Source organism: Bacteroides sp. MSSM.1001136sp1_RTP21357st2_D2_RTP21359_211015 (genome assembly GCF_040913205.1).
Lineage (GTDB): Bacteria > Bacteroidota > Bacteroidia > Bacteroidales > Bacteroidaceae > Bacteroides > Bacteroides ovatus.
In genome coordinates this window covers 142936-167966 of record NZ_JBDFVF010000004.1, presented here as the reverse complement: position 1 = coordinate 167966, position 25031 = coordinate 142936, and the positions used below count along the sequence as shown (strand labels likewise).

Annotated in this window: 15 protein-coding genes and 1 tRNA gene; 3 read left to right on the top strand and 13 right to left on the bottom strand. The window is 43.4% G+C overall.

All coding sequences use genetic code 11. The features are described 5' to 3' along the window. The first annotated feature begins 161 nt into the window (after positions 1-161). Positions 162-1013, top strand: coding sequence for a DNA/RNA non-specific endonuclease (locus AB5217_RS04700; RefSeq protein ID WP_368112843.1), 852 nt, complete (start codon positions 162-164; stop codon positions 1011-1013). Between the two features lie 48 nt (positions 1014-1061). Here the strand turns inward: AB5217_RS04700 and AB5217_RS04695 are convergent, their stop codons facing one another. Next, the gene (locus AB5217_RS04695) at positions 1062-2615 is read right to left on the bottom strand and encodes an ATP-binding protein (protein ID WP_032847242.1); all 1554 of its coding nucleotides are present in this window, start codon (positions 2613-2615) and stop codon (positions 1062-1064) included. A 1433-nt stretch (positions 2616-4048) separates the two neighbouring features. Between AB5217_RS04695 and AB5217_RS04690 the strand changes: the two genes are divergently transcribed. Then, complete coding sequence (locus AB5217_RS04690) at positions 4049-4498, top strand: hypothetical protein (protein WP_032847244.1); 450 nt, start codon at positions 4049-4051, stop codon at positions 4496-4498. 233 nt (positions 4499-4731) lie between these two features. Further along, positions 4732-7293 carry an outer membrane beta-barrel family protein gene (locus tag AB5217_RS04685; protein WP_032847246.1) on the top strand — a complete coding sequence of 854 codons (2562 nt, stop codon included), beginning with the start codon at positions 4732-4734 and terminating at the stop codon, positions 7291-7293. Positions 7294-7320: 27 nt separating this feature from the next. On the opposite strand, the gene AB5217_RS04680 is transcribed toward AB5217_RS04685, so the two are convergent. The 12 genes from AB5217_RS04680 to AB5217_RS04625 all read right to left on the bottom strand — a co-directional run bounded on the left by AB5217_RS04680 (position 7321) and on the right by AB5217_RS04625 (position 25030). After that, entirely contained in the window at positions 7321-8724 is a 1404-nt protein-coding gene (locus tag AB5217_RS04680) for a glucoamylase family protein (protein WP_115483816.1), read from the bottom strand. Between the two features lie 18 nt (positions 8725-8742). Further along, positions 8743-11052 (bottom strand): beta-glucosidase BglX, encoded by a 2310-nt coding sequence (gene bglX, locus AB5217_RS04675; protein ID WP_008019975.1) that lies wholly within the window; start codon positions 11050-11052, stop codon positions 8743-8745. A 142-nt stretch (positions 11053-11194) separates the two neighbouring features. Then, positions 11195-12727, bottom strand: a complete 1533-nt coding sequence (locus AB5217_RS04670) for a RagB/SusD family nutrient uptake outer membrane protein (RefSeq protein WP_032847251.1) — start codon at positions 12725-12727, stop codon at positions 11195-11197. Between the two features lie 64 nt (positions 12728-12791). Continuing rightward, a complete protein-coding gene (locus tag AB5217_RS04665) occupies positions 12792-15857 on the bottom strand; it encodes a SusC/RagA family TonB-linked outer membrane protein (RefSeq protein ID WP_004322290.1) in 3066 nt (1021 codons plus the stop codon). A 247-nt stretch (positions 15858-16104) separates the two neighbouring features. Further along, positions 16105-16995, bottom strand: a complete 891-nt coding sequence (locus AB5217_RS04660) for a carbohydrate kinase family protein (RefSeq protein WP_004322288.1) — start codon at positions 16993-16995, stop codon at positions 16105-16107. A 59-nt stretch (positions 16996-17054) separates the two neighbouring features. Further along, positions 17055-17136, bottom strand: a tRNA-Leu gene (locus AB5217_RS04655). 73 nt (positions 17137-17209) lie between these two features. Beyond that, on the bottom strand, positions 17210-18304 hold the full coding sequence (locus AB5217_RS04650) for a S41 family peptidase (protein ID WP_004299581.1): 1095 nt from the start codon (positions 18302-18304) through the stop codon (positions 17210-17212). 14 nt (positions 18305-18318) lie between these two features. After that, a complete protein-coding gene (locus tag AB5217_RS04645) occupies positions 18319-19179 on the bottom strand; it encodes a DUF3316 domain-containing protein (protein WP_004299583.1) in 861 nt (286 codons plus the stop codon). Further along, positions 19179-21824 (bottom strand): DNA gyrase/topoisomerase IV subunit A, encoded by a 2646-nt coding sequence (locus AB5217_RS04640; RefSeq protein WP_004299586.1) that lies wholly within the window; start codon positions 21822-21824, stop codon positions 19179-19181. Before AB5217_RS04640 ends, AB5217_RS04645 begins: the two co-directional genes overlap by 1 nt. 206 nt (positions 21825-22030) lie before the next feature. Next, complete coding sequence (locus AB5217_RS04635) at positions 22031-23374, bottom strand: Gfo/Idh/MocA family oxidoreductase (protein ID WP_032847255.1); 1344 nt, start codon at positions 23372-23374, stop codon at positions 22031-22033. Between the two features lie 87 nt (positions 23375-23461). Beyond that, positions 23462-23701: a hypothetical protein gene (locus tag AB5217_RS04630; RefSeq protein WP_004299591.1), complete on the bottom strand. Its 240-nt coding sequence runs from the start codon at positions 23699-23701 to the stop codon at positions 23462-23464. A gap of 3 nt (positions 23702-23704) precedes the next feature. Continuing rightward, the gene (locus tag AB5217_RS04625) at positions 23705-25030 is read right to left on the bottom strand and encodes a Gfo/Idh/MocA family protein (RefSeq protein ID WP_368112842.1); all 1326 of its coding nucleotides are present in this window, start codon (positions 25028-25030) and stop codon (positions 23705-23707) included. Position 25031 lies beyond the last annotated feature (1 nt).

Sequence of the window (25031 nt, the reverse complement as noted above, 5' to 3'; positions counted from 1 at the left end):
GTCTTGTAAGGCACCCTTTTCTTTCATAAAGTTTTTGAATTATAAGGAATTTAATATATAGTTTTACGATAATGAAAAGGAAGAACGAACTCTTATTGAACATTATGAATAGTTCTATACTTGTTTCTCTGAAATTATAATTTATAAAAAAAGATTTGGAAATGAAATATATTTTGAGATATTTTTGGTTAGGGGTATTTTGGGTGTGCTTTTATTCTTGCAGTAAAGACGAGAATAACAACTCCAATAATTTTGCCACCGGCATCGTAGAACTTCCTGCTCTCCGCAATGGAGCAAACGATGTATTCATAACCCACTCTACTACTTTCAAAGGGCAGAAAGTAACCTCTTTCAGTATGGAATACGATAAGAGTAAGAAACATTCCCGTTGGATTGCTTTTCGATTTGACAATCAAACTAGATTGCAAGAGGCAACTCGTAGTGATGAATTTATTCCGGACCCTTCTCTTGATATGGAATATCAACGTACTCAAGTAGATTTTGGGAAAAAAGGTTATGATAGAGGGCACCTCTGTGCTTCTGCCGACAGACTTTATCAACAAGAAGCTAATGACCAAACCTTTTATTATACGAATATGAGTCCGCAACGGAACAATTTTAATATAGGTGTTTGGTTGGCATTGGAAGGACAAGTACAGTCATGGGGGCGTAGCTGTACAGCTTCAGATACCTTGTATGTAGTAAAAGGCGGAACGATTGATAAGGAAGAACAAGTCAAAGAATATATAGGTGGCGACCGTAGCAAGCCTGTTCCTAAATATTATTATATGGCTTTGTTGTTTAAAAAGGGAGATTCTTTCAAAGCAATTGCCTTTTGGATGGAACATACAGACAGCAAACCGTCAAAAACAATAAAACTTGTTGACTATGCATTATCAATAGACGAACTGGAAGAAAAGACAGGAATCGATTTCTTCCCGAGTCTGAATGATAATTTAGAAAATGCGCTTGAGGCTACGTATTCAACAAAAGCGTGGCCGGGATTGGAATAAGATCACCACGTTAATAATAACAGTCTCTTTGTCAAGGCAGGGTATACTTCAGGATGCTACCACCCATTTCTCGATATTACGGGTTTTCTCACTGAAGTTAATTCCTATCTTGAATAGTTTGCGTCCATCCGCTTCGAAAGGCAGCGCATAGCGTTTGTTGTTAATCTGCTGCAAAGCCTCTTCTGCTGTTCCGTTTAGCTTGAATTCCATAATATAAATGAATTTGTCTGTTTGCAGAATGAGATCTACACGTCCGTTATTGGTGTGGTATTCCACTTTGGTATAGAAACCAACCAATTTGAAAACAATGAAAAGTACGTTCTCATAATGTAGTTCCTGCTCCCGGATTACTTCGTAAGTCGTATCGGCAAAGAAACTCTGCAGGCGGTGGAAGAAAGAATCATAATCTCCCGTTTCTACTTCACGGACGAATTTTTGAACTTCAAATGGGGATTCCACCTTATTCACATTCGCGTAAAAAGGAAGCAGAAAGCGAATGAATCCTTCTTCTACTTCACGGTTGGGGAAACCTAAACGGTATATGCCAAAACGTTCGTCATATCCTTTAATGGTGAGGTATCCGCTTTGGTAAATCACTGGAATCGGGTTGGTTGATTCGGAGTCGATGCTATTCAGTACTTGTGCATCAGTTTCTTCGTGTGCCATCCGTTCCAGATCATAATGATGCTTTTTTAGTAACTTAACCAGATAGGTAGGTGTCCCCGTCTCAAACCAATAACTGCCGAATTCTTTATATTTGAAAGCGTTGAGCAGACTAAACGGATTATATATACCGATAGAATTATGTGTAAAATGATAGCCATCATAATATTCTTTTAGTTTTGTACAGAGCTTGTCATACGACAAACCTTGCGTCTCTGCAAACTCATGAAGTTCGATATCTAAGTTTTCATGAAGCTCCTGATCGCTGACACCGCAGATTTCAACATAATCTTTTCGCATTGAGATGTCATCCAAATTATTCAAGTCGCTAAACACACTGACTTTGCCAAACTTTGTAACGCCGGTCAAGAACGCAAACTTTATATAGCCATCCATTGTTTTGAGTGCCCCATAGAAAGGTTTTAAAGTGTCCCGGAATTGTTTTTGCAATTTTTCGTTGCCGATGGCTTGCAACATGGGCTTATCATATTCATCTACCAAAATAACTACACGCTGTCCTGCCTGCTTGCAGGCGCGTTCTATGATACCGGCAAAACGCAGGGAAAATGAGCGTTCGGATGGCTCGGCACCATAGAGCTTTTCCCATGCAGTCAACGATTTTTCGAGTATATTATCCAGACTTTCCGGCGTATCATATTTTTCGATATTAAGGTCCAGATGTAGTATCGGATATTTAATCCAATCCTTTTCCAACCTTTCTACAGCCAGTCCTGCAAACAGTTCCTTTTTTCCTTGAAAATAGGCTTCCATCGTAGAGATGAGCAGGCTCTTCCCGAAGCGGCGTGGACGGCTTAAGAAATAGTAACTACCGGTTTTTACCATTTGATACATCAATGCCGTTTTATCAATATATAAATAGCCGTCATTACGAATCTTTTCGAAATTCTGTATGCCAATGGGATAAATTTTAGTGCTCATATACTCCGGTTTTATAAATCAATTACACAAAGGTAATAAATTTCCGGGTACTTCATTGCTTTTAAAAAGAGGAAAGTATAAGTATAGTTGCTTTTAACTGAATGAAGTGTAGAAAACAGTACATACTGTATACATTAACTTCCCGTTTCCAGGCGGGGAACTGTCGTTTCTGGCATTAGAAATTACAGTTTCCACGGTAGGAAACGAGAGTTTCTAAGGCGGGACACTACAGTTTCTACGTAAGGATACTGTCGTTTCCCCGTAGAGATACCACAAATTCTCCATAGAGTAACCCCAATTATCCCATAGCTTTGCGTCAAGGAATCAAGGCTTTTTCTTTGATTATATAACGTGTTGCAGATACTTTATCTGCAACCTATCTGCCGCAGGTATCTGCCACGTTCCAACTATTTATCAATTAGCACATTACACGCGTTTGGTTGCAGGTGGCAGATGTTTTTATGTTTTTTCAACTTTATAGAGGAAGGATTACGCATCAAAATTAGGGTCACCACCGTAAGTCATAAACCCAATTCACCTCTGTGTCCTCCGTGTCCTCTGTGGTGAAAAGAATCAAAACTGCATAGAAACGAGTTAAACGTTGCGCTAATGAATGGGTCAAGGGTGAGGGATGGTGAGGGTAGATTTATAACTTTCGTATTTTTTTTTATAGATAAAAAAGGAGATAGTATAGAAAATAATAAAATAAAAGGTTATAAATCTACCCTCACCACCCCTCACCCTTGACCCATATCTTATAATAAAAAGATAACGGGGAATCTTAAAAACTCAATCGTCTTTTTCAGATTTACCACAACGTTTTTAGAATACTCCATTATTTTATTCAAAACAGTGCAGGAATGAATCAAATTTTAGGGATATGGCTGTCCTAAACCAAATCCTCCAAGAATTACAATTGAGTCGGCTTGTTGAATATACATAACTTCCAGCATTTATTTCCATATTTCCACCACATTTCAAAAAATATGTATATCTTTGTCATACGCTTTCTGCTCATCAGCGTGATGAAACTAGTAGAAGGCGATATATATTACTAAATGGAATATGTAATGTATTGTCTCTCCCACTCGAAACTTAGCAATTTCATATAGAGGAGAGATGATTCAACAGATATTCCACGCGAACGGCTTTATATCAACATATCCGTTGGAGATGTGTTATATATAAACGATTGGCGTGGATGTCTGTTGTTATCATTGTCTTTCTATAGGGTATGCTAAGACCTCGAGTGGAGATAATGGTGCAACAGCATTCACGTCTTTTTTGTGTCCGGTCGGTTATGATTACCCCTAAAAGTCTAACCTAAACAATTCCCCGTCCGCCCGAAATACAGAAAACGTGGATGCACGTTGTGCCACATAAACAAAATAATACTCCATTTTTATTGTGGAACACATTAAAACAAAAGCATTATGCCAAAATGGATTAGCGTAGAAGAAGCGGCGGCCAAGTATGGAATCAACAAAGAAGTAATCTGGCTTTGGGCGGATATGAAAAGATTCCCGATGTCGTATGAGAAAGGCATCACCACTGTTGATGAAGAAAGCCTTATCGGATTCCTGCATCAGAATAAGGATCGAGTTACAGCCGAGTATATCGACACATTGGAAGACCTATGTATTGAAAAAGCAAATATCTGTAACTTATATGCTGAAATTATTGGCTGTCAAGACAAAGAACTCTTGTATCAAAGGGAGCAAATAGCTCGAATGAAAGAGATACAAACAGCTATGAAAAGGCAAAACAGCCGGCTTCGGGATTGTGAGAAAGTGTTCACGAAATATGAAGAGAACTTTAGTACTTGCTGGATTGGAAGAATCTGCGCTCACTTAAGGCGACTGATACGGTTGATACGATGGTAAATACCATTCTATCTCCTTTTAAACCCTGAATAGATATATTTAAAGATATCCCTAAACAGAAATGTTTAAAAATACTAGAAATATACTGTAGTAAGATTTTTTATCCATTCGTTTTATATTCTTAACTCCGAAAAATTCGTAAGTGTAGATAAACCAACTACTTTTGGTTCTCGAATTTGCAGCATTTTTGAATGTCTTGCGTCTAATAAATATAAACTAATATATTTCTAGTCATGAAACACAGACTGTTACTACTAATTCTATTCGTATTCACTACCTCCGTGGCGGGGTGGGCACAAAAATCCACAGCTCCTTCTTATACAGTCAAAGGAGTACTTATTGATTCTTTAACACAAGAGGGAGAACCGTATGCTACCATCAAAATAGCAAAGAAAAATGCTCCGGATAAAGCAGTCAAGATGGCGGTGACTGGGGCGAATGGTAAATTTCAGGAGAAACTGAATGTCGCTGCGGGTAATTACATCATCACTATTTCTTCGATTGGTAAAGCGCCGATAGTAAAGGAATTTACTCTAAAACCGTCCGTGAAGGAGGTTGACTTGGGCACAATGATTTCTTCAGAGGCCAATAACGTATTGAAAGGAGTGGAGGTAGTTGCACAAAAACCTTTGGTAAAGGTAGATGTGGATAAGATTGAATATAATATTGAAGATGACCCGGACTCAAAATCGAACAGTATATTGGAGATGCTTCGGAAAGTGCCTTTGGTAACGGTGGATGGAGAAGACAATGTACAAGTAAACGGCAGTAGCAGTTTCAAGATACATGTAAATGGAAAGCCCAATAATATGATGAGTAATAATCCGAAGGAAGTACTGAAAAGTATGCCGGCAAACACGATCAAATATATTGAGGTGATAACTTCACCGGGAGCTAAATATGATGCGGAAGGTATCGGAGGTATTCTGAATATCGTCACAGTAGGTTCCGGATTTGAAGGATACACGGCTACTTTCAGAGGAAATGCTAATAATAACGGAGTAGGTGCCGGCACTTACGCAATGGTGAAACAAGGTAAACTGACTGTTTCTGCCAACTATAACTACAATTATAATAATAGCCCGCGCAGCTATTCCGACAGTTATCGCGAAAACTACGAACCGGATAAAGAGAATGAAAAATATCTGGAATCGGAAAGTAGCTCCAAGTCGAAAGGGAATTTCCAGTATGGCAATTTGGAAGCCAGTTACGAGATTGATACGTTGAGGTTGCTGACCGTGGCTTTCGGAATGTACGGTAGCAGTGACAAAAGTAACAGTGGCGGAAATACGATTATGCACGGAGCTGATCGACAGGATTTTGCGTACCGTTATAGAACCGACAATCATGGAAAAGGGTCATGGTATTCTATCAACGGAAATATAGACTATCAACGTACTTCCCGAAAAAATAAAGAACGGATGATTACGTTTTCTTATAAAATCAATTCCCAACCCCAAACGAATGATTCATATAATACTTATCTGGACATCGAGCCTGATGAGAATAAACTGGATATCATTAAAGAATTGTCATTAAAGAATTTCCATTCGGACGGAAAGACAAATACGATGGAGCAGACTTTCCAGGTGGACTATACTACTCCGATTGGAAAGCTGCATACAATTGAAACCGGTGCCAAATATATTTTCCGACGTAACTCCAGTGATAATCGGTTTTATGAAGCCGAGGGAGCAAGTGAAAACTATGCATATAATGAGAATCGTAGTAGCGAGTACCGTCATTTGAATCATATTCTCTCTGCTTATGCCGGATATACGCTGAAATACAAGGGATTTACTTTCAAACCGGGATTACGTTATGAGCAAACCATACAAGAGGTGAAGTATCTGGTGGGTCCGGGCGAGAACTTTGATTCGAATTTTAGTGATCTGGTTCCTTCCGTTTCCTTGGGAATAAAACTAGGAAAGACGCAGAATTTGCGTGGTGGATATAATATGCGTATCTGGCGTCCGGGTATCTGGAATTTGAATCCTTATTTCGATAATCAGAATCCGATGTTTATCAATCAGGGAAATCCGAACCTGAAGAGTGAGAAGAGTCATTCGTTCGACTTGTCTTACAGCAGTTTTACGTCCAAGTTCAACATCAATCTTTCTTTGCGTCATTCTTTCAATAACAATGGAATTGAAAGAATCAGCCGTTTGATTACTGATAAAGACGGAGAAATCTTTGAAGATGGGCATAAAGCTCCCTACGGTGCACTGTATAGCACATACGGTAATATCGGAAAGAGCCGGGAAACAGGATTGAACTTTTATTTGAACTGGAACGCTTCTCCTAAAACGAGAATTTACGTCAATGGACGTGGCAATTATAGCGATTTGCGGAGTCCTGCCCAAGAGTTGCACAATTATGGATGGAATGCTTCTGCTTATGGAGGAATTCAGCAGACCTTACCGGGAAAAGTACGTTTGAGCCTGAACGGCGGAGGTAGCACACCCCGAATCAGTTTGCAGGGAAAAGGTTCAGGATATAGTTATTATAGTTTGGGATTGAGCCGTTCTTTCCTGAAAGAAGAACGTCTTTCTTTGAATATTTATTGCAGCAATGTTCTGGAGAAATACAGAACTTACAATAACCACACAGAAGGAGCTAACTTTATTTCGAAGAGTTCGAGCAAATATCCGAGCCGGTATTACGGTTTCAGTATTAGCTATCGGCTTGGTGAGTTGAAAGCCAGTGTGAAGAAAGCCGCACGAAGCATCGACAATGACGATGTGAAAGGTGGCGGCGGAGGAGGTGGAAACACCGGTGGTGGAGGTGGTCAGTAGACCACTTCCGCACACCGAGATTCCCTCTTATTTCTGTCTCACGTCTTGCTTGTTGGTGTTAAAACCAAGTTTGGTTAATCCGGCCTGTACGTCGGGATGGCTCATGAAGAGTTTCCATAATAATCCGGTCCGGTAGTTTTCGATCATGACAGCAATAGGACCCTGGTCGATAGCCAGATAACGTTGCGGATACCAATTGTCCGTTTCGCTGAAAGCATCGTAGAATCCGAAAGGACCGAACACTTTATCTCCCATACCATATAGATGGCGCATCACTTGCATGGAATATTCCGGTGTATAGACAATGGATGAAAGTGCGGCGGTAGGGGAGATTACTCCTTTGTCCTCCTGCTCATTGGGCGAATGAGCTGCATATCCATCGACGGAATAGCTGGCGGTCAGTCCCCAACAATCCGGTCCGAAACCTTTGTAATGTTTAGGGTTGCGGATGCAGTAAGCACGGTTCACCAGTGTCAGGTTGCGCATTTCGTGGAAGTAGCTGGGGCAGTATTCATCTTTCAGTCCCACCGGGTCAAGTCCGAGGAAAGAGTATTGAGCCCAGAAAAGCGGTCCGGCTTCGGTGCCCTGATAGCGGAGGTGCAACTCGATTCCTTCCACTTTATGCGGAGAAACGATGGCTCCGTTCTGTGCCCAACCGTCATGATAGACAGCCGCAGGTACTCCGTGTGTAGGAGAAGCGGCGGCAAGAATATACATAATCATACATTCGTTGTAACCGTGTACAGGGAAATTCATTTCCCAGCCATACGTCGGACTCCAATGCCAGTAAAGAACGTTTTGCCCGCCTTGCCGATACCAGTTCCAGTCGACATCCCGCCAAATCTGGTCGATCCGTTGGGCGAGGGCTTTCTCTTTCTCGTTTCCGTTGACGTAATATTGGTGTACGGCCAGCAGCCCTTGGATGAGGAAAGCGGTCTCTACCAGATCGCCCCCATTATCTTTTTGCCCGAATGGTTTCACCTTGCCCGTATCACCATACCACCAATGAGGGTAGGCTCCATGGAAACGGTCTGCCTTTTCGAGGAAAGAAACGATGCGTTCCATTCGTGCCAGTCCCTCTTCGCGGGTGACGTAACCGCGGTCGATTCCCGCAAGGATAGCCATGATGCCGAAGCCGCTGCCGCCGGAAGTGACTACGTTGGCATCGTTTTCTGGATAAACGCCGTCCACATGATAACGTTCGGGAGCCAAGCCGCTATTCGGCTCGGCACCTTCCCAGAAATAGAGGAAAGTCCGTCGCTGGACGGTATCCATCAGGGCGTCGTCCGATAACGAGTCGGTGGCTGCGGAAAGGTTGTTGCTTTTGCTTTTCCCTTTACAGCTCTGGAAAGTCAGGGCAACGGCGGATAGAAATAGTAACATGAGCGGAAGTGCACTCATTTCTATTATTCTTTTATATTTATCGTTCATAATCAAGGTGATAAAAGTTTAGTTTAACGTGAACTTCGCGGTTTTCACATCACGGCTGTTCGTACCGATCATCACTTCAAAGTCGCCCGGTTCGGCAACCAGTTGCAAGTCATAATTATAGTATCGAAGCATTTCCGGAGCAATCTTGAAACGGACAATCTTCATTTCACCCGGTTCCAGGAATATCTTTTGGAAACCTTTCAACTCTTTGACGGGACGGGTACTGCTACCCACAACGTCGCGGATATAAAGCTGTACCACTTCCGAGCCGGGCCATGTTCCGGTATTGGTAACCTCCACTGCCGCGGTCAACGAACCGTTCATGTCCATGGAAGAATGACTCAAGTCGATGTCACTGTAAGAGAACGTCGTATAAGAAAGGCCGTAACCGAACGGATAAAGCGGATCATTATCCACATCGAGATAGTTGCTGCGGAATTTCTCGAACCATTTGCCATCTTTCAATGGGCGTCCGGTATTTTTATGCGCATAATAAAGAGGTATCTGGCCGACATTCTTCGGGAAAGTCATAGTCAGTTTACCACCCGGATTGACGTAACCGAAGAGGGCGTCACCAATGGCGTAAGCGGCTTCACTACCTCCGAACCATACATTTAGAATGGCAGGCACATGCTCCTGTTCCCAGTTCAGCGTAAGCGGACGTCCGGTGAATAACACCAGTACCACCGGTTTGCCTGTCTTTAAAAGTTCTTTCAACAGATTCTGTTGTACGTCGGGAATATTCAAGTCTGTACGACTGCTGCTTTCACCGCTCATTTCAGAAGATTCGCCTAGCGCTGCGATGATGATATCCGACCGACGGGCTACGTTCAATGCTTCGTCCAACAACTGCTGGTCGGTGCGGTTGTCACGGTTCAGGGAACGGCCGAACATCGTTGCCCGTTCTTCGTAACTTGCATCACTAATCAGGTTGCTTCCTTTAGCGTACATGATATTCGCTTTTCCGGCTGTCATCTCTTTCAATCCTTCTACCAAAGAAGGGCAACGGTCGAGCACAGCTGCTACGCTCCATGTACCCGGCATATTGCTACGGCTGTTTGCCAACGGACCGATTACTGCAATATTTCCTTTAGGGTTGAAAGGCAACAACGGATTTCCGTTCGGATTACCGTCGGGACTGTCATTCTTCAGAAGAACGAAACTTTCTGCTGCAATTCTGCGGGCTGCATCACGATGGGCTTTGGTAAAGATGTCGCGTGCCGGACGTTTCGGATCGCAATATTTATAAGGATTATCAAACAATCCCAGTTTATATTTGGCTTCCAGAATACGACGGCAAGCCGTATTCAATGTTTCCATAGAGACTTTTCCTTCCTGAACGGATTTCTTCAGTGTCCCTACAAAACCCTCGCTTACCATATCCATATCCACTCCGGCGTTGATGGCACGGGCGGATACTGTCTGAAGATCACCGATACCGTGGTCGATCATTTCTGAAATGCCGGTATAATCAGTTACCACAAAACCGTTGAATCCCCACTGTCCGCGGAGAATATCCGTCATCAGCCATTTATTGGCAGTGGCCGGAATGCCGTCTACTTCATTAAAAGAAGCCATCACGCTACCTACACCCGCTTCAACGGCTGCTTCATACGGCAGCATATAATCATTGAACATTCGTTGGCGGCTCATATCTACGGTGTTATAGTCGCGGCCGGCTTCGCCTGCCCCATATAACGCAAAGTGTTTTACGCAGGCCATGATTTCGTCATTCCGTTCCATGTTTTTCCCCTGATAGCCGCGTACCATCGCTTCGGCAATCATGGCACCGAGAAACGGGTCTTCGCCACTACCTTCGGATACGCGTCCCCAACGAGGGTCGCGTGAAATATCCACCATCGGGCTGAAAGTCCATGAGATTCCATCGGCACTTGCCTCTACGGCTGCAATGCGGGCAGACTCTTCAATGGCTGTCATGTCCCAGGTGCAAGACAAACCGAGCGGGATAGGGAACATCGTTTCGTATCCGTGAATAACGTCCATCCCGAACAATAACGGAATACCCAGCCGGGAATCTTCCACAGCCTGTTTCTGTACTTCACGTATTTTCTCTACTCCTTTCAAATTGAACAATCCTCCCACTTCGCCTTTCTTGATTTTTGCGGCGATGTCGCTGCTTTTAGCTTGTCCCGTAGTGATCTCTCCGGTGACAGGAAGGTTTAACTGTCCGATTTTTTCTTCCAGCGTCATTTTATTCATCAATACGTCGATGAAACGATCCATATCCTGTGGCGACTTTTGTGCCGACGCGGTTAGAAAACCTGCGGCAAACAACAGAATGGATAGACTTAACTTTTTGTATATCATATTATTATAGTTACTTTTATCTCTATTCATATAAAGTCCTCCTGATGCGTTGAATGTTCGGCACCGAGGAGGACATTGTTCGACACCGAGGAACAGTAGTTTCGGCACCGAGGAAACAACCGTTTGGCACCGAGGAACTTTCTTATTGGTAGTCGGGGTTCTGTACTAACACTCCCTTAGACTTGTCGATCTCTGTCTGCGGCAGTGGAAGCAGTGCGTTTTTGTCCTGATAATTGGTTTTACCGGCTGCGTGCAACACTTCTTTTGCAATGCCCCAACGAACGAGGTCATAGAAACGGTCGAATTCCAACCCTAATTCCACACGGCGTTCGTGGCGGATGGCCTCACGCAATTCTCCCTGATCGGTAGTCGTCACTTTAGGTAATATATTGGTATTGGTGCCTCTGGCGCGTGCGCGTACTTGTTCCAAATAGTCGATTGCTTCACCCGGAATACCTTTTTCATTAGCTGATTCGGCTCCCATCAGCAGTACATCTGCGTAGCGGATCAGACGAATGTTTACCCAATAACCTTTATTGGTATATTCTTTACGCAAAGCTGGGTCGGTATAGGCTTTCTTATTGAAGTAAGCACCTATTGCCGGAGAAACCGGAGATTCACCGTATGGCTCGTTGGTATTTTCCGGAGTGATAGGATCGCTGTCCGAGTGGCGGAAGTAGAGTAGGGTGGAGTTTTTGCGTGGATCACCCTGTTCGTAGGCTTGCGCTATGTATTCTGTTGCCATGTGCCATCCCCAGCCCAAGTCCCATTGACCTGCTCCGCGTACACCTTGTACTTCACAGAACTGGCTACCGATAACGGTACTTTGAGGAAGAGCGGCAGTAGCTGTACATTGCAACTCGAATATGGAACCTCCGTTATTTTCACCATCATCCGTGAAAATCTCATTATACGGAGTCTTTAGGTTGTAGAGCCCCTTTTTGATGACGTCGGTGGAGGCTGTGTACATATTGTTCCAGTCGTTGCGCATCATATAAGTACGCGCGTGTAAGGAACGGGCAGCTCCCCAAGTCAGTCGTCCGGTGTATTCGCTGCTCCATGTTTCCGGCAATGACTCTTCTGCTGTTTTCAGGTCCTTGTCGATTTGCTCATAGATTTTATCAGCACTTGTCTTCGGGATATTGGCTTCCGAAGCATCGTTGATTTTATAAGTCACCAAAGGAACTTCGCCGAAAGCTCTTACCAGATTGAAGTAGCAATAAGCACGGAAGAAAGAGGCCTCTCCCTTATTGATGATGTCTTCAGTTTCTGTTTGTCCGGCTGTTTCTTTTTCTGCAATGGCATCAAGAATCTCATTACATTGGTAGATGATGGCATAATTCTGTCCCCAATAAGCACCCAGTAGGCCGTTGGTCGGTGTATACACAAAATCATCATACATTTCGGCTACATCAGAGCCATCGCTGGCAATACTTCCTTTTTCCGAATCTTCCGAACGAAAACAGTGGATGGCAAAAGCAGGAGGGCCGGCTGTCACATTATAGTTACGCATCATCGTATAGACATTATAAATCTTACCGTTGACCAGAGCGTTCGGATTGTCATCTTCCGTGAACTGTCCTTGCGGACTACGATCCAGAAAGTCACTACAGCTACCTAGAAATAATGTAGTTGAAGTAATAAGGGTTGCAAATATATATTTATTCAGTTTCATATAATGATAGTTTTAAAGATTAAAGTTGTGTTCCGCATGGAAAACTGGCAGTGGCACCTTGTCACTAGAATGTTAGGTTAATGCCGAAGGTGTAGACTGCAGGTACAGGATAACTACCGTTATCTACTCCGAATGCGGTGGCAGTTCCTCCAAGTTCGGGAGTATATCCGGTGTTATGTTTCCATGTCTTCAGGTTCTGTATGTTGACATAGACTTTCAGAGCTTGCAGACGTATTTTGGCAATTAAGCTCTTGTCGAACGTATACGCTAACTGTACATTACGGATACGGAAGAAACTACCGTTCTCAATGTAATAGTCGGAATTCAAGTTATTGATAGAATGTTTGGTGTTCAGCAACGGTTGGGTGTTGGACGTACCTTCTCCGTGCCAGCGGTCCAAACGTTGTTCCAGGTAGTTGAACTGGGCAAAATTGTAGTTATCCCATGTACGGAAAATCTTGTTTCCGCCTTGTCCCATCATGTCGATGCCTAACGACCAATTCTTGTAGTCTACTCCGAGAGAAAAACCGTAAGTGACCTTTGGAGTCGGGTTGCCTATCATGGTACGGTCTTCCGGGGTGATTTCTCCGTCACCGTTCACATCGGCGAATTTCAGGTCACCGGGGGTAACGGTAGCCAGTGTATTTTTGGGTGATGCGTCAATATCCGCTTGTGACTGATAAACGCCTGCCACTTTGTAACCGTAGAAATATCCGATAGGATAACCTGCCATTGTGTAACTTTGCTGCTTATCTCCGGCAATGATGGAATATCCTTCCTGAACAAGACTTTTTACCTCATTCTTGATAGTAGTCAGGTTGGCACTGACGGAATATCCCCAATCACCAATCTGATCGCGCCAGGTTACAGCCATTTCCACTCCTTTATTCTGAATCTCTCCCAAGTTTCCGATACCGGGGATAGTTCCGGAAATTCCGGGAACTTCGGCTAACAAATCTTTGGTATTCTTCTTGTAGTAAACACCCTCAAAATGCAAGCGGTTGCGAAGCAGGTTCGTTTCAAATCCGGCTTCCCAGGCTTCTACTTTTTCCCAACGCAGGTTAGGATTAGGAAGATAGGCAAGCTGGTATCCGGGATAAATGATGGACGGTTTACCGAATACGGCCGAATAAGCATTGGTCAATAAGGGTTCGGCAGGATAGGCTTTATCCAGGTTCTGGTTTCCTAACGTACCGTAAGATGCTTTGATTTTCAACATATCCAGCCATTTGATGTCTTTCATAAATTCTTCTTCGGACATCAACCAACCTCCACCCAGCGAGAAGAAGTTCTGCCATTCATTTCCTGTATAGGAGAAAGCGGAAGAACCATCCCGGCGGAAAGAACCGTTGAACAAGTATTTGCCTTTATAGTTGTAGATCACGCGTGCAAGTACGGATAATGTACTGCGTTCCCATTGAGTACTTCCATTGGTAGCGGTAGCTGCATCGCCGATGCTGACAAACCATTTGTCCGGATTATCCGGAATAACCAGTCCGACCCCCTGCTTGCGTGCTCCGTCCAATCGGCTCAACGAATTATAATAGGTAGTAAAACCGGCGGTAGCTGTCAGGTTATGATTTCCATTATCAAAGCTGTTGGTGTATGTCAACAGGTAGTCGCTCTGAACTTTGGTTTCATTCTCTTTAAACTGGCTGACCTCGGTCTTGCCTGTTCCCAAAGTAGAGATCCCTCCGTTGACAGTGGCATCGTATACTTTTACGATCGGTGTATACGTCCGTCCGTTGTTCGACGCATAATCCATGGAGAACATCGCTTTGAACGTGAAATGTTTCAGGAAGTCTACCTCACCATAAATATTACCGGATGCCCGGTAGTTCTCCGCTTTGGTAGTATTCGCTTTCAATTCGACGTCTACCATCGGGTTGTTGATCTGCGCTTTCTGGAATTCGGGCAGAGCCGTATATAATCCGTATTCGTTGTTATACACCGGAGCGATAGGAGTTGCACGCAGGGCATTCAATACCTGTTTGGAATCAGCAGGAAGCATACGTGCACCGTTGAATTGGAAACCGACTTTCAAAAAGTCCGTAATCTTATAATCATTACTTGCGTTGATGGTTACCTTACTGAATTTCTCATGCTCGATGTTGCCTTGTTCGTAAGAGTAGCCCACTCCCAGGTAGAAACTATGTTTGGGCGAAGCCCCTGTAATACTGATGTTATTGTTTGTAATGAAAGCAGTCTGGAAAATTTCGTCTTGCCAGTCGGTATTGGCATCCCAGCCGGTATAATCGAAAGGGTCATCTTTCTGATTGGCGAGCTGTTCGTTATATAGTTCCTTGAATTGTGAACCATTCACCAATTTCACTTTATCTACCACTTTCTTGAAACCGAAAGAAGTATTGATATTGACCAGTGTCTGTCCCTCTTTGGCTTTTTTTGTGGTAATGATGATAACACCATTCGCACCGCGAACACCGAAGATAGCCAGAGATGACGGGTCTTTCAGGATTTCCATGGATTCGATGTCCTCCGGATTCAGGAAATTGATGTTGTCATTGAATAATCCGTCGACAATGTACAGCGGTTTATATCCGTTGATGGAGTTTGTTCCGCGAATACGGATTTCCGGGTCCGATCCGGCTCGTCCGGAGTTTACAATCTGCACACCTGCCACTTTCCCCTGAAGGGAAGATAGCGGATTCATTGCCGGTTTGTTGGCTAACTCTTCTCCTTTGATATTGGTGATAGAACCTGTCAAGTCTCTTTTCTTTGCACTACCGTATCCGATAACGACTGTTTCGGCTAGTACTTGTGAATCTTCTTTTAAAGTGACATTGATGACGTTCTGTGTCCCCACTTTAATGGTTTGCGAAGTCATCCCCACGTATGAAAATGCCAGTACGTCCTCCGGAGTGACAGAGATTGAATATTTACCGTCCATGTCCGTGATGGTTCCGGTGGAAGTTCCTTGTACGAGTACCGATGCGCCGATCAATGGTTCATTGGCAGCGTCCGTCACTGTTCCTGTCACCGTCTTTGTCTGTGCAAAGGCTGATGCAGAGGCCAGTAGCAGGCAAACAAGCGTCATGATGCTCTTTGACCTGATGGCTTTTTTCTGAAGATGTTGTAAAAGTCTAGTCCTCATTGCATTAAATTTTTCCATTTGTTATTATTTAGGTTGAAGTCTTTTTTCTGCCGTCTTTTGGCAAGAGTAACAAAGGAAACAAACGAAATTCAAAAAAGATTTTGGAAAAAAGAGGGAATGGTTGATTTTAACACTAAAAGAGAGGTGACTGTTGAAAAAAGTCAGGCACGAACCGGTGTTGTTCGTGCCTGAATAATGGGATGAGGATTACCCGTCGGGGGAGGTATATCCTATATATACGCTGTTCGTTTTATGATTTCCTGTTTTAAAACATCTGTTCCGCAGTGGTCATACATTGAATGACATCTTCTTTGCTGCCATTGAAAGGACCTGATTTCTCTATTTTTAAAGTTGACATGGCTGCTGCAAAACGTCCTGCTTCTTCGATGCCGGCACCCGATACCCGTTGGTATAGATACCCGATGGTGTAAGTGTCTCCACACCCTGTTGCATCTACCACTTCTTTGGGTTTATATGCCGGAATACGATAGAAGTCTTTTCCGTCGAAAATAAGTGATCCCATGCTTCCCAAGGTGACAAGCACTTCTTTCACGCCCCATTCATATAATTGACGGGCAGCTTCATGCGGATCGGAAAGACTTGTCAGCACTTCCATCTCGTGCTCGTTGACTTTCAGAAAATGGATATATTGCAGAGCCTCCCGCTTATCTATCCAATCCACCGGATAGACGTGGGTGTCACGTACTTCACGTAAATAGCCTTGTGAGTCTACTGCAATCAACCCTTTTTGAGATAGTTCTTTGATTACTTCCAACGAGAAGTCGTCTGCCAGCAGAGAGCCGAGATGGTAGATTTGCGCATCTATATCTTTCAGCTGACCGGCAGTGAACGGATCGGCTTTCGCTAATACACGTTGAGTACGGTCGTCCGGATTGGCGCCATAGATATTCTCGAAGTATACGGAATATTTGCTTGGCAGGGCGGTTACATGAATACCCATTTCACGTAGTTGCTCCACGACGTTCATTTCAGTGACACCAACTGCTGTTACTAAAGCGTAATCGATGTCGTTAAAATGGCGGATGGCATGTGAACAATAAAAAGCCGTTCCTCCCGGCATATAGACAGTGTTTTGGGGAGTGACTACTTTGTCTAATGTGATGTGACCGATGCAGCAAAGTTGATGTTTATTCATGTCTAACCAATTAAAAAGCCTCCAAGATAGTATCTTGAAGGCTTCTAGTTTATTTTTAGTGCGGCTGATAGGACTCGAACCTACACGTCTCACGACACCAGATCCTAAGTCTGGCGCGGCTACCAATTACGCCACAGCCGCATGTGTAGCTTTTTTGTTTAGCGGTGCAAAGATAGGAAGATTTTCTGATTTGGCAAATAATTTGGCAATAAAGTTATTCACTTAAGATTTCGAATGCCTTTTCAATCAGTGGATCTTTCTTTTGTGATTCTATGTCACCCTGCTCTATCCCTTCTTCCAGAATCTTATCCATGTTTACGTATACATCAGGTTTTATTCCATCTTCCAATGACTTTCCATACTTATCAAAGTGGGGGCTGGCAGAGAAGCGGACGCTCCAGCCATTGGGTAATTCTGATGAAAATGGCAGCCCTGATCCACCACCGGTCTGATCGCCCAGCTGGATGATTCTTTTATCTTCGTTATCATTGTTTAAGCTGCGCATTACGTTAACAAAATCATTTGTGGCACTATAACATCGACGATTGGTTAGTATCACGACCTTTTTTTGCCAACGAATACTGTTGGAGGGTTCTAAATAAATGGGTTCCATCTCTGAGAAATCATTGTGTCCCGGACCTGTCTTATGTTGGATATATCCTGTTAATGCCAGTTTATCAGTGAACCGGGCAGCTATGCGTGAAGAATTGGTTAGATTACCTCCTCCGTTATCACGGACATCGATAATTAGTCCATTGCAGATTTGTAAATAGTAAAGGACCTCATCCAAATTGCCATCTCCAACTCCGGCACTGAAACTTTCATAACGTATGTATCCTATGTTATTGTCAAATATTTTATATTTAAGACCAGCAGATGTGCGATAGCCTGAATTGGCACTACCCAGATAATAGTTATAAAGAATATCTTCTCTATAATTCCAAGGGTAGCCCTGATACCATGCATCGTAATAAGAAATACGACTGGCAGAAGATAGATTGACATGCCCGTCTTTCAAGATATAAAGCATTTGGCTTAGGATGTCGAACAGGTCATCATTGGACATCGACGGAATAATCAGTTTGCTATATTCGTCATGAACAGCATCCCAGTCAATGCCTTTCGTATCCAGGAAACAATACTGTTCGTCAATGATCTTCCATAGTTGTTCGAAATTACCTCTGGGATCATTGGCGTAGTCATCTTCCCCAATGCAACCAGTCAGCACCGGAAGGCAGCAGAGCAGCCAAAGTATTTGTCTAATCTTATTTCTCATCATTAATTGATCTCTCACTTGAAGTTTCAACATTAAATTTTGTTCTCTTAGTAAGCTCTAACCGATGAGGGAAGAGCGGTTCCTTTCTTATTTCGGATACGGTATAGGTCTTTCACAAATCCTACCATGAATACGTGTGAGTAGGTATGTGTCTTGATATTGTTAACGTTGGATTGCTGCAAATCAGCCAGGTAGCTGAAGCGCATTTTGGTATATCCTATCGGCAGGTCGACGGAGAGCATCTGTCGCAACGAAGGTTGATTGTGCAGGGAGGTAAATTTTATTACTCCACTCGAATTTCCCAAAGAGAATATTTCGTAATAAGATTGTCCGTAGTGGGGAGAGAACATCACTCCCATAACCGGCAGATTGACCTGATAACGAAGCACCATCGGATACCGTTTGATTTTCAGGTGCCAAATAGCCATTCCGGAGGCATCCAGATTGACGTATGCCCGTGCGGATGCCGGATTGTTGGTGTTCCGGAGATTATAGACAAAGCCTCCGTTGACATCTATCAATCCTCCGGCTAATAATTTGAAATTATCTGTCAGGCGGAACTGGTAATGTAATCCATAGTTCCAGTTGACTAATCCGGAGAAAGTGTTATTGTTATCGGCCCGGTTGTGCGTATAGCTGATGTTTGCCTGAAAGAAGTTCTGCACAGATACATTTCCATCAAACAACTTGGTCATCCGAATCAATTCACGGGAAACACGGAAGTCGATTCCTTTGTATTCCTGCGGTGAAAGATAGGTGTCGAAAACGTTAGTAAATCCGACACCATACATGGTGGCACGTGTTACATACCGATGGGCTTGCAGACTGTCGATCTGCGCTTGTAATCTTGTGCAAAGGGCGAACAGGATGCAACCTGTCAGCCCCAGGTATATTAGTTTTTTCTTCATCAGAATAATTTCATCTGCCCGGTGATTTCATCAATAATATCGCCTTCGCTCTTGCCGCTGTCCGGATCCAGATTTTCCGGCTCCTCTTCAGGAACTTCCTGTTGTTCTTGTGAGGGTTCGGGGAAGCGAGTTGGTTCAAGCTCATTGATTGTCTCCACTGCATAGGTAGTAATACGTTTTCCCTTGGCTTTGAAACCTTTGACAGCAATGAATTCATCCGCATCGATATTCAACGGATCACGGAAATTGTCGTGTCCGCCAAATATGACTTCCAGACGAGGATAGTACTCGTCGGTCAGCAGAATCAGACGGTTGTTCTTATTTTCTCCCAAGTAGTTCTGTTTACGGTTGGAGGCCTCAAAACAGAAACGTTTCAGATACGGATAATTCTGTTGGTCGGCATCGTAAAGCGCGGCAGTCCATATCTTGTTAGGATCAAACTTCTCCACGATGCTTACATTATCTTCATAGTGGTTGCTCAAGTCGAAGTTGGTAGTATAGAAATCACCGTTGTTCAGAACAATCAATATGCTGTCGTCGCTTTGGAATTCACCCAGATATTCACCTCGTCCGTCATAGTTGAGGCGGAGTATGTCACGGTCAAACCATACTTTACGTCCACCGAGCGTAGAACCTCCTTTTTGTTTCAGGGATATCTTATGTACCGGCAAGCGGGTAAGAATCACGCCTCGTGCCTGACGTCCCTTGATGCTGACCTCACTGAAGTCATGCTCGAAAATGATACGACGTACACGCGGATTCGGTTTCAGTGTCACCTTGATGATTTCGGCTTCTCCATTCGGATTGGCGCTGAAATAGGTAATCCGTGATTCGGGAGTTCCCTGTGTGACATCATATTCGCGGTCGCGAACTACAGAGGTCACGGCGAAACGTTTTACGTATGTCGTTCCTTCTTTTCCGTCGCGGTAGGCTACATTGTAGATCGTACGTTTATCGTTCTTCTTGAATACATTGACATAAAGAACGTTTTTGCCGACGAATTTCTTGTCGGCAACAGGAGTAACGATATACTTACCGTCGCGGAAGAAGATAATGACATCATCGATATCCGAACAACATGCTACGAACTCGTCTTTTTTCAAGGCTGTTCCGATAAATCCTTCTTCGCGGTTGATATAAAGTTTTTCGTTTGCTTCTACTACTTTGGCAGCTTCGATGGTGTCGAAGTTACGCAGTTCCGTACGGCGCGGGAAGTTCTTGCCGTATTTGTTTTTCAACATCTGATACCAGTTGACGGTATAATCTACGATGTGAGCCAGATGATTATCAATCTCGGCCACTTCTTCTTTCATCTTGGCAATCAGTTCATCCGCTTTGTCCGAGTTGAATTTCAGAATACGCCCCATTTTGATTTCCATCAGTTTGAGAATATCCTCTTTGGTTACTTCGCGGATAAATTTCGGATAATAAGGCGTCAGGCGTTCGTCAATATGAGCACAAGCAGCGTCCATATCTTTGGATTGTTCGAACTCTTTGTCCTTATAGATGCGTTCTTCGATAAATATCTTTTCGAGCGAAGCAAAGTGCAACGCTTCCAGTATTTCGTTTTTCTTGATTTCCAGCTCCTGCTTTAGCAAATCCAGCGTGTTGTCTGCCGACTTTCTCAAGACTTTGCTGACAGTGAGGAAATGAGGTTTGCTGTCATCAATCACGCAGCAGTTGGGTGAGATACTTACTTCGCAATCGGTGAATGCGTACAATGCATCGATTGTTTTGTCCGATGATGTACCTGGTGCCAGATGCACTAATATTTCTACGTTGGCAGCTGTGTTGTCATCTACCTTGCGAATTTTGATTTTTCCTTTATCAACAGCTTTTAGGATAGAGTCGATCACTGTTGAAGTGGTTTTCCCATAAGGGATCTCTGTGATTGCAAGTGTTTTGTTATCAATCTTGTTGATCTTGGCACGTACTTTCACTGCTCCGCCACGTTCTCCGTCGTTGTATTTGGCTACGTCAATCGAGCCGCCTGTCTGGAAATCGGGATATAGTTGGAATTCCTCTCCACGCAGGTAACTGATGGAAGCATCACAAAGTTCGTTGAAGTTATGCGGCAATATCTTGGAAGAAAGTCCAACGGCGATACCTTCCACTCCCTGCGCCAGTAATAACGGGAATTTCACAGGAAGAGTGACTGGTTCCTTATTTCGTCCGTCGTATGACAATTTCCATTCGGTAGTTTTGGGATTGAAGACAACATCCAGCGCAAACTTGGATAAACGCGCCTCGATATAACGGGGAGCAGCCGCACCGTCTCCGGTGAGGATATTACCCCAGTTACCCTGACAGTCAATCAACAGGTCTTTCTGTCCCAACTGTACCAAGGCATCCCCGATAGAAGCATCCCCATGCGGGTGGAACTGCATGGTGTGTCCCACAATATTTGCCACTTTGTTATACCGCCCGTCATCCAGACGTTTCATAGAATGCAGGATACGACGTTGCACAGGCTTTAAACCGTCATTGATGTGGGGTACGGCACGTTCCAGAATAACATATGAAGCATAGTCCAGAAACCAATTCTGGTACATGCCTGTTAACTGATGTTTTACGCTTTCGTCCCGCGCGTCCGCCGGTTTGTAGTCTGAATGTTCTTCCGTTATCTCGTTGATTTCGTCACTCATAAAATTCGTATATACTATAATTTTAACGCATACGCACGCAAAAATACAAAAATAAAAGAGATTTCGATGAAAAACGGTGAATATTCCGTGTGTTAAAAGGGTATAAATCAGCTTTACGGAAGGAAAACAGAAAGGCATATCCTATCAAAGACATGCCTTTCTGTAAAATTATAACCTAATGAAAAAACGAGAAATGGGTACATGATTTAAACCCGTATTTCCCAACCTTTTTCGTACTCTCTTCTCCAAAGTTTATTGGCTTCCAAATCGTTAAGAATTCGTCCGCTTCCCGGATCAATCTGTAATGAATGTCCGACACGTTGGGCAATATTACCTAATTGTACCAACTGGGTACTGATACAGGCATCTACAATTCCGGAATTTAACTTTGTTCCTTTGCGAATGGCATCAAACCAGTTTCGGAAGTGGAAGGCATCCAGCTTTTCGGATGGATTCAACAGATTGCCGGTCTCAAATTTTAAATCACTTTTTACCTCTTTAATCGTTTTACCTTTTATATCTGTAATTTTATATTCATTGCCACCGCCAATGAAGAGAGTTCCGGTTTCTCCATAAAATGCGGTTCCTACTCCATATCCGTCTACCGGCATCGTATTACAACTACGTCCTTCCCATGAAAAAGATGCTTCGTCACCAAATTGGAAGGTGATAAGTTGTGTGTCAGGAGTTTGCCAGTCGTCCTGAAAACGATACCGACCTCCGATAGAATCAACCTTTGTAGGATAATCTACGCCCAGTCCCCAGCGGAGTATATCAACAAAGTGGGTTCCATTGTTGAGCGCTTCACCTGTTCCCCAATTCCAGAACCAATGCCAGTTATAATGGATGAAATTATCTTTGAAATCTGCAACACGTGGGGCAGGACCTTGCCATAAATCCCAATCCAGATAATCAGGTACAGGAACAACTTTCCCTGTTCCAATGGAAGGGCGATTATTGACATACCAAGATTTGGCATATCTCACTTTTCCGATAGAACCGGATTTTATTTCCTCCATAGCTTTAATTACATTGGGAAATGAGCGGCGTTGGTTACCCACTTGAACAATCCGGTTATATTTCAAAGCGGCTCGAATCAGCATTTCATTTTCTGCCGGATTATGACTGGTAGGTTTTTCCAGATAAACATGCTTTCCGGCCTGCATAGCCATAATGGCTGCTTTGGCATGCCAATGGTCAGGGGTAGCAATCACCACTGCTTCAAAATCGTTCGACTCTAACATCTTACGAATGTCTTTTTCTCCTTTGGGAGTACGTCCGGTAATTTTGTGGATAGCAGCCTGACATTTTTCTAATGCTCTTGAGTCTACATCACAAATGTAAGTAACTTCACAATCTGGAAGTTTGGCAAATCCTTGCGCCAGGGCCTTACCTCTCGAGTTCACTCCAATGACTCCGATACGTATTTTTTCGTTAGCTCCCAGAATATCTTGATAACGGCTTGAACCGAATCCTGGAAGTATGCTTCCTAATGAGAGTGCAGCTGTACCTGCTACTGTTTTTTTGATAAAATCTCTTCTTGTTGTCATAGTATCTATTTTTCTCCAAAATTAGGTTGTTATTAGAATATGTGAATGAGTATTTCCGTCAATTCTCCTTCAAAAAACGTAAATCTCTTATTTTTTTCTTCGGAAAAGGTGACTCAAGAATATCAGGATTCCTCGGGGAATCCATAATATGAGATAGATGAAAAAACTAATCACGATGACATACCCGATTTGGGATATTATTTCAATCCATGGGCGGGAATAGATAATGATTGCAATTACATTGATGATAAATGCAAGCAGGAAACTTAGAAGAAAGATATTCCTTTCTTGTTTCAACTTTTTTGAGGTGATAATAATATCTTTCATAGTTTAGAATTTCATATAGGGTATTTTATATTCGTCGGGGAAGAGGATATGGCGTTGTTCATCCATTGCCTGATTTCCAAGTAAACAAAGAACCGTTGAACAATATGCTTCTTCCACTACATTCTGTGCTTTCTCTCCGGTGATACACGACTGGCAGAAAGAAGACAGGATAATGTCCGAACCGTCTTTGTCTGCTCCGATCATACTCAATCCACTGTTTACGTGAATATCTCCATCAATGATAAAGTGTGGTGTGTACTCCATTTTTGTTTCCGGTCGCCAACTGGGACCTGCTGTCGGGATGGCGGCAAAAACCTTGTCTTTTACCTGGTCAATCAGCTGTCGGATGCCCGAAGTAGAATGGTCTTCTTCCAGGTAATAAATACCTTTTGCCATTTCCATGGTTCCTTTACTTCCCAGAATCTGGTCTTCCATTCCGTTGAATTTATTGGAAATCAATGATTCGTATGCGATCTTAACTCCATCCGAGTATCTGTAAGTGACATTGACGCTATCATAAACTTCCCGTCCGTCTTTCCAGTATACAATGTCACCCATTCCCATAATGGATTCCGGCATTTTTTTGGCTGCCCAGTTACAAACTTCCAACTGATGGCATGCTAATTCCGTCATTAATCTTCCGGAGCTCTCTTTGTATAATCTCCAATTAATCTTGCGTTCCAGCTCTGGTGAAGGAATCGGACGACGCCAGTCTGCATTACGGAACCAGTGACAGCGAAGACCTACCACATCTCCGATGAGACCGGAATGGATCATCTGCATTCCCTTGATGTACTTCTCGTCATACATTCGCTGCATACAAAAGTAGAGGACTTTGTCTGACTGGTTGTAAGTGTCATAGATAGCCTTGCACTCGTCAAGGGTACGTGCCATTGCTTTCTCGCAAAAGACATGTTTGCCGGCAGCTAATGCATCCAATACAATAGGTGCATGCCAGTTTAATGGTGTGGATATGATGACTCCATCGATGTCTTTCGATTCCAGTAGTTTGCGGTAATCCGTATATGACTTAGCATCCGGACAAAGTTCCAATGCTTGTTGAAGATTGGGGGCATAATTATCACATACGGCAACAATTTGTGCATGAGGTATTTCTTTGAGGTTATGGATGTGGTATTGTCCTCTGGACCCGGTACCAATCAAAGCGATTCGTGCTTTCTCATGCTTGATCTCTTGTAGTTTCTCCGGAGTACAGGAAGTCAGCCAAGGAGTGGTCGCCAATAATGCGGTTCCTCCGGCAACATATCCCAGGCTTTTGATGAATTGTCTGAGTCCTAAGTCTACTCCTTTTTCTTTATGTTCTTTCATA

Coding starts and splice junctions, on each gene's coding strand:
- AB5217_RS04645 (WP_004299583.1), bottom strand. CDS start 19,179: ATGAAGAAAAAACTAATATACCTGGGGCTGACAGGTTGCATCCTGTTC.
- AB5217_RS04665 (WP_004322290.1), bottom strand. CDS start 15,857: ATGGAAAAATTTAATGCAATGAGGACTAGACTTTTACAACATCTTCAG.
- AB5217_RS04630 (WP_004299591.1), bottom strand. CDS start 23,701: ATGAAAGATATTATTATCACCTCAAAAAAGTTGAAACAAGAAAGGAAT.
- AB5217_RS04670 (WP_032847251.1), bottom strand. CDS start 12,727: ATGAAACTGAATAAATATATATTTGCAACCCTTATTACTTCAACTACA.
- AB5217_RS04685 (WP_032847246.1), top strand. CDS start 4,732: ATGAAACACAGACTGTTACTACTAATTCTATTCGTATTCACTACCTCC.
- AB5217_RS04690 (WP_032847244.1), top strand. CDS start 4,049: ATGCCAAAATGGATTAGCGTAGAAGAAGCGGCGGCCAAGTATGGAATC.
- AB5217_RS04660 (WP_004322288.1), bottom strand. CDS start 16,995: ATGAATAAACATCAACTTTGCTGCATCGGTCACATCACATTAGACAAA.
- AB5217_RS04700 (WP_368112843.1), top strand. CDS start 162: ATGAAATATATTTTGAGATATTTTTGGTTAGGGGTATTTTGGGTGTGC.
- AB5217_RS04680 (WP_115483816.1), bottom strand. CDS start 8,724: ATGAACGATAAATATAAAAGAATAATAGAAATGAGTGCACTTCCGCTC.
- AB5217_RS04640 (WP_004299586.1), bottom strand. CDS start 21,824: ATGAGTGACGAAATCAACGAGATAACGGAAGAACATTCAGACTACAAA.
- AB5217_RS04625 (WP_368112842.1), bottom strand. CDS start 25,030: ATGAAAGAACATAAAGAAAAAGGAGTAGACTTAGGACTCAGACAATTC.
- bglX (WP_008019975.1), bottom strand. CDS start 11,052: ATGATATACAAAAAGTTAAGTCTATCCATTCTGTTGTTTGCCGCAGGT.
- AB5217_RS04695 (WP_032847242.1), bottom strand. CDS start 2,615: ATGAGCACTAAAATTTATCCCATTGGCATACAGAATTTCGAAAAGATT.
- AB5217_RS04635 (WP_032847255.1), bottom strand. CDS start 23,374: ATGACAACAAGAAGAGATTTTATCAAAAAAACAGTAGCAGGTACAGCT.
- AB5217_RS04650 (WP_004299581.1), bottom strand. CDS start 18,304: ATGTTGAAACTTCAAGTGAGAGATCAATTAATGATGAGAAATAAGATT.